7 protein-coding genes and 1 pseudogene are annotated in these 5,720 nt (G+C 57.8%); 2 read left to right on the top strand and 6 right to left on the bottom strand.

Annotated elements, in window-relative coordinates:
• Positions 1-86: hypothetical protein (locus AB7E14_RS19640; protein ID WP_428169827.1), on the top strand; the 86-nt coding region annotated here is incomplete at its 5' end.
• Between the two features lie 186 nt (positions 87-272).
• Positions 273-1,319, top strand: a complete 1,047-nt coding sequence (locus AB7E14_RS19635) for an AbrB family transcriptional regulator (RefSeq protein ID WP_216081681.1) — start codon at positions 273-275, stop codon at positions 1,317-1,319.
• On the opposite strand, the gene nei is transcribed toward AB7E14_RS19635, so the two are convergent.
• The 6 genes and pseudogenes from nei to AB7E14_RS19605 form a co-directional block, all read right to left on the bottom strand.
• Positions 1,316-2,107 (bottom strand): endonuclease VIII, encoded by a 792-nt coding sequence (nei, locus tag AB7E14_RS19630; protein ID WP_316961896.1) that lies wholly within the window; start codon positions 2,105-2,107, stop codon positions 1,316-1,318. The genes AB7E14_RS19635 and nei overlap by 4 nt on opposite strands.
• A gap of 23 nt (positions 2,108-2,130) precedes the next feature.
• Complete coding sequence (gene pcp / locus AB7E14_RS19625) at positions 2,131-2,775, bottom strand: pyroglutamyl-peptidase I (RefSeq protein ID WP_316961897.1); 645 nt, start codon at positions 2,773-2,775, stop codon at positions 2,131-2,133.
• A gap of 9 nt (positions 2,776-2,784) precedes the next feature.
• The gene (locus tag AB7E14_RS19620; protein WP_043001376.1) at positions 2,785-3,780 is read right to left on the bottom strand and encodes a DUF979 domain-containing protein; all 996 of its coding nucleotides are present in this window, start codon (positions 3,778-3,780) and stop codon (positions 2,785-2,787) included.
• On the bottom strand, positions 3,777-4,505 hold the full coding sequence (locus AB7E14_RS19615; protein WP_043001377.1) for a DUF969 domain-containing protein: 729 nt from the start codon (positions 4,503-4,505) through the stop codon (positions 3,777-3,779). The genes AB7E14_RS19620 and AB7E14_RS19615 overlap by 4 nt, the downstream gene beginning before the upstream one ends.
• A gap of 77 nt (positions 4,506-4,582) precedes the next feature.
• Entirely contained in the window at positions 4,583-5,317 is a 735-nt protein-coding gene (gene pxpA, locus AB7E14_RS19610; protein WP_044327595.1) for a 5-oxoprolinase subunit PxpA, read from the bottom strand.
• Positions 5,307-5,720: pseudogene (locus AB7E14_RS19605) on the bottom strand (allophanate hydrolase subunit 2 family protein); the annotation flags it as partial. The gene pxpA and the pseudogene AB7E14_RS19605, both read right to left, overlap by 11 nt.

The following is a 5,720-nucleotide window of genomic DNA, read 5'->3' as shown; positions in this document are numbered from 1 at the left end:
ATACCGATGGCATGAAACTCGCGCGTCCACGTCAGCTGTACACCGGCTACGAAAAACGCGATTTTAACTCTGACCTTAAGCATTAATCGTCAGACTGCCGGATGGTGACGCGACTGCGTCTTATCCGGCCTACGGTTGTCAATTCGTAGGCCGGATAAGTATTAGCGCCATCCGGCAACTTCCCTACCTTTTCTTGACCCTCGCTATATTAATCTTCTCCGCCCTTCTCTATGATTTACGGATAGTTTGTTCATTTCTTCCGGGAGCACAGGATGCCAGTTCTGCAGTGGGGCTTGTTGTTTTTGCTGTCACTCCTTCTGTCCCTGCTCTTTCTCAGCATTCATCTTCCGGCGGCGTTACTGCTCGGCCCGATGATCACCGGTATTCTGTTTAGTCTTCGCGGTATCTCACTAAAGCTTCCTCGCTGTACGTTCCTCGGTGCGCAAGCCATTCTTGGCTGTATGATCGCGCAGAATTTGTCAGGCTCATTATTAACGACGCTGGCGGCAAACTGGGTAGTGGTGCTGGCGGTTCTGCTGGTGACGCTGCTCTCCAGTACGGTCGTTGGCTGGTTACTGGTTCGCTACAGTTCACTCCCTGGCAATACCGGCGCGTGGGGCTCATCTCCCGGCGGTGCGGCGGCAATGGTCGCGATGGCGCAAGACTACGGCGCCGATATCCGCCTGGTCGCCTTTATGCAATATCTGCGGGTACTGTTTGTTGCTGGCGCAGCAGTGCTGGTGACGCGGTTTATCATGGGCGAAAGCGCAGAAGCCGTCAGCCAGCAGATTGAGTGGTTCCCGCCGCTGAGCGGCAATCTGTTCACGACGCTGCTGTTAGCGACGGTTGCCAGTGTTGTCGGTCGGGTGCTGCGCATTCCCTCCGGTACCATGCTGGTGCCGATGCTGGTAGGCGCTCTGCTGCACGCAAGCGGCGTGATGGTGATTGAACTGCCGGAATGGCTGCTGGCGATAGCGTATATGCTTATTGGCTGGCAGATTGGTCTCGGATTCGACAAGCAGGTCTTCTTTATGGCGCTGCGACCGTTGCCGCAAATCCTGCTCTCTATCTTCGCCCTGCTTGCCATTTGCGCAGCAATGGCCTGGGGAATGACCCACTATATGCAGATTGATTTTTTAACCGCCTATCTCGCCACCAGCCCCGGCGGACTGGATACGGTTGCGGTCATTGCCGCCGGCAGTCACGCCGACATGTCGCTGATCATGGCGATGCAAACCCTGCGGCTGTTCAGTATTCTTCTCACTGGCCCTGCCATCGCCCGTTTTATTTCAGCCAAAGCGCCGCGACAAGCGCATTAATGCTGGCAATGTGGGCACCAGTAGAACGGCCGTGAGGAGAGCGTGGTTTTCTCGATGATCCCGCCACAACGTTCGCAAGGTTCACCGTCGCGGTGAAACACCTTAAAGCGAAACAGCGCGCCATGATGCTTATTTTCGTCGACCTGCCCACGCGTGGTGTAGGATAAGCGCGGAATATCCAGTAGCGCATGGGATAACGCCGTCAACTGCGCATCGCTGAGATCGCGGGCTTTATGCTGACCGGTTATCCCCACCTGCCAGAGGATCTCCACCCGCAGATAGTTTCCCAGCCCGGCGAGAAAAGCCTGATCCAGCAACAGACCGGAAAACTGGCGATTGCGAAAACGCGGCAAGAGTAACCGGGCTTTCACCGCGTCAGGCGTCAGACGCGGGTCCAGCACGTCCGGCCCAACCCGTTGCAGGAAGGGATGGATAGTGAGCTGTTCCGGCGTCAACATCTCAATGTCAGACGCGCTATAAAGCAGAATAGTTTTATCCGCAGTTTGCAGTTTAACGCGCAGAATACGGCTGGTGTGCGGCATGTCGCCACTGTCCACCACGCGCCAGACGCCATACAGCTGATTATGGCTGTAGAGCGTCAGACCCGCGGAAAAATGGGTCAGCAACGCTTTGCCGCGCGTCTCCATCGCCGTGACGGTCTGCCCCACCAGTGTGGATTGATACGGTTTTAACTGCGCAAAGGCAAACCAGACATCCGTCAGGGGTTTGCCTTTGATCGCCGCCTCCAGGCTATCCGCCGCGCGGCGGATCTCCGGGCCTTCAGGCATGGTTCTGTCCTTATCTGAGAAGATTAATGCGTGGCACCACCTGTCACGGCGATGTCATCGTCAACCTGCAATGCGGTAGCGATCGCTACCTCCAGCGCCAGACGCACCGTTTCCGCCGCCATACTGGGCGCCCCCGGATGCGCCGCCGCCTGCTGCGGCAGATAAGGGATATGGATGAATCCGCCCTTCACCTCCGCGAGGCCGCTCAGTTTGTGGAGCAATCCGTACATCACATGGTTGCAAACAAATGTCCCCGCCGTCTGTGAGACCGACGCTGGCACACCGGCTTCACGCATCGCCGCCACCATGGCTTTGACTGGCAGCGTGCTAAACCAGGCCGCTGGTCCACCAGCAACAATCGGCTCATCCACCGGCTGTTGGCCTTTATTATCCGGAATACGGGCATCGTCGACGTTGATCGCCACGCGCTCAACGGTAATATCGGTCCGTCCGCCCGCCTGTCCGATGGCCAGCACCAGCGACGGAGAGAGCGTATCAATGGTGGAATTCAGCACACTGAGCGACTCGCCAAACACACACGGCAACTGACGCGCCACCACGCGGGACCCGGCGATGATAGCATTGTCGAGCTGCGAGACCACTTCCCAGGAAGGGTTAATCTGCTCGCCGCCGAAGGGCTCAAATCCGGTGATTAATACCGTTTTCATCCGTCCTCCTTACAGGAACATCAGGAAATACATCAGGAACACGTTGACTAGCAGCAGCAGTATGCCGGTTGGCACCTGCGCTTTAATGACCGCGTTTTTATCTGGCAGTTCCAGCAGCGCGGCGGGCACGATGTTGAAATTTGCCGCCATCGGCGTCATCAGCGTACCGCAATAGCCGGAGAACATCCCGATAGCCGCCATCACCGCCGGGTTGCCACCGTGCTGAAGCACCAGAATCGGAATGCCAATTCCCGCCGTGACAATCGGGAAGGCGGCAAACGCATTGCCCATCACCATCGTTAACAGCGCCATCCCAATGGTATACACCGCCACCGCGATAAAGCGGCTGTCGACGGCCAGATACTCTTGAGTAAGATACGAAATGCCACTGCCAACGCCTGCCGCCGTAAACAGCAGTCCTAACGTTGCGAGGATCTGCGGTAAAATAAATGCCCAACCGATGGAATCCAGCAGGCGGCGCGCCTCCTGAATCGGCTGATGCACCCTCTCATGGGTCATTTTGATAGCCATACCGAGACCAATCAGTGAGCCTGCGGTCATCGAGAACAGCGTCACCAGCGTGGCATGATTGCCCGGTCCAAACAGAGCGTCCTGCAACCCCGGAATGTGATTGAACATCAGTACGCCAATCACGGTGACGACCGGAATGGCCAGCGCCGGGTAAAACAGGCGGTTACCCAGACGCGTCGCGCTCTCTTCCCGCTGCTCGCGGGTGCGCTGATGATAACTGCCCAGCTTGACGCCGCCAAAACCGGCGATCAACGCCATGATCACCACCGCGACACCGACGGCAATGTTGACTGTACGTTTGTCGCCCACCAGTTGATACGTCCAGTCGCCCAGCAGGAACAACAGCCCGTAGACGCCCCAGAATAACCCGGTCGTTAACCGACGCGGATTAGCTTTATCCTGCCAGGACATAATGGCGACAATCAGCAGCACGATCCCCGCGAGCCAGTAGAGGTAGCTTTGTTGAAAATTCATTGCGCCTCTCCTTTGCGGGTGTCAACAGAACCGGCTTTCGCCATTTCGCGTTGCAGATAATTATCCAGCCGCCACAGGCGCGTACCGTGGATCACGAAGGCGCACAGGGCCGTTGGGATCCCCCATAAGGCAATGTGCAGCGGTTCGGTCTGAATACCGCCGGACTCCAGCATAAAGTTGTGCATGAAGATAATCGCGCCGAACGCGACGAAGATATCCTCACCAAAAAAAAGTCCCACGTTATCCGTCGCCGCCGACATCGCTCGCAGACGGTAGCGCACCGCGCCGGGCAATGCCCCGTACGTTTTCTCCGCCGCCCCTTCCGCCATAGGCGCTAACAACGGACGCACCATTTGCGGGTGACCGCCCAGGCTGGTCAGCCCTAGCGCAGCGGTGGCTTCACGAATAAACAGATAGACGATCAGCAAGCGACCTGACGTAGCGCTTTTAATCCTGGCAATCCACGCCTGGGCGCGCTCTTTCAGCCCGTGACGCTCGAGCAGGCCAATAACCGCCAGCGGGATCAGCAGGATAAACGGCAGGTTGCGGGTGTTGAGAAAACCTTCACCCAGCTTTTCGAGGATCGTGGCGATCGGCATTTGTGCCGCCAGTCCAGTGACGATCCCGGCGACAATAACCACCAGCACCGGGTTAAAACGTAAAAGAAATCCAACCACAATGACGGCGATGCCCATCAGTGGCCAGAGCGTTATTGCATCTCCCATAATCCATTCCTGTATGTTGTGTTTTGTTGTGGTGTTTTTATATGCGCAACCCCTCTATGGAGGCTGCGTCAGTGTGCTCAGGCAACAATGGTGATTCTGCGGGCTTCAAACGCCGAGCGTAAACGTCGGGCGAAGGCCAGCGCGTGTTCGCCATCGCCATGAATACAAACCGTTTGCGCCACCACGCTTGTCCATTCACCGGTAATGCTTTTCACGCGTCCGGTTTCCACCATTCCCAGCGTTTGCGCCAGCGACTGGTCCTCGTCTTCAATCAGCGCGCCCGGCTGCGTGCGTGGCACCAGACTGCCGTCCGCCTGATAACCGCGATCGGCGAACACCTCCTGGCGCGTGACGAGACCGTAACGCTCACCCGCACGGACAAGCTCACTTCCCGCCAGGCCGACCAGAATCAGTGCCGGATCGCAGGCGTACACCGCTTTGGCAATGGCATCTGCCAGTTGCGGATCTTTCGCCGCCTGATTGTAGAGCATGCCATGCGGTTTCACGTGCCGCATGACGCCCCCCTCCGCCCGGGCTATTGCCGCCAGCGCGCCGATTTGATACAGCGTTTGCGCGTACACCGTTTCCACAGGCAGCGTCATCGCCGTGCGGCCAAAGTTTTCCCGATCCGGAAAGCTCGGGTGCGCCCCAATGGCTACACCATTTTTCAGCGCCTCGCGCACGCTGGTCAGCATGGTTTGCGCATCGCCGGCATGAAAGCCGCAGGCAATGTTGGCCGATGAGACCAGCGTCAACAGTTCTCCATCGCTGGCGCAGCCTTCGCCGAGATCCGCATTTAAATCAATGTTCATCATTGAGTCGCCATGTGAGTTGTTCCAGATAGCGCTGTTGGTCCTGCCGCGCTTTCAGCGCCTCCTCCAGCGAACACTGAACAAAGTGAATGGGTTGACCGAGCGGGATCTGCGCCAGATGGTACATGTCTGCCTCGATTATGCAGGCAATGCGCGGATAGCCGCCGGTCGTCTGGGCATCGTTCATCAATACAATCGGCTGCCCGTTGTGCGGAACCTGAATCACGCCAGGCAGCAGACCGTGCGACACCAGTTCCCGATCCGTCGTTCGCATCAGCGGTTGTCCCTGCAGGCGGTAGCCCATCCGGTTACTCTGCGGACTGAGATGCCACGGCGATCGCCAGAACGACTCCTGCGAAACGGCGTCAAATTCGTGGTATTCCGGCCCCGGCAGCGCCCGAAT

It is taken from the genome of Citrobacter sp. (assembly GCF_050252275.1).
Taxonomy (GTDB): Bacteria; Pseudomonadota; Gammaproteobacteria; order Enterobacterales; family Enterobacteriaceae; genus Citrobacter_A; species Citrobacter_A amalonaticus.
Note: the sequence above shows the minus strand (reverse complement) of the source record. Positions and strands in the feature narration are given on the sequence as shown.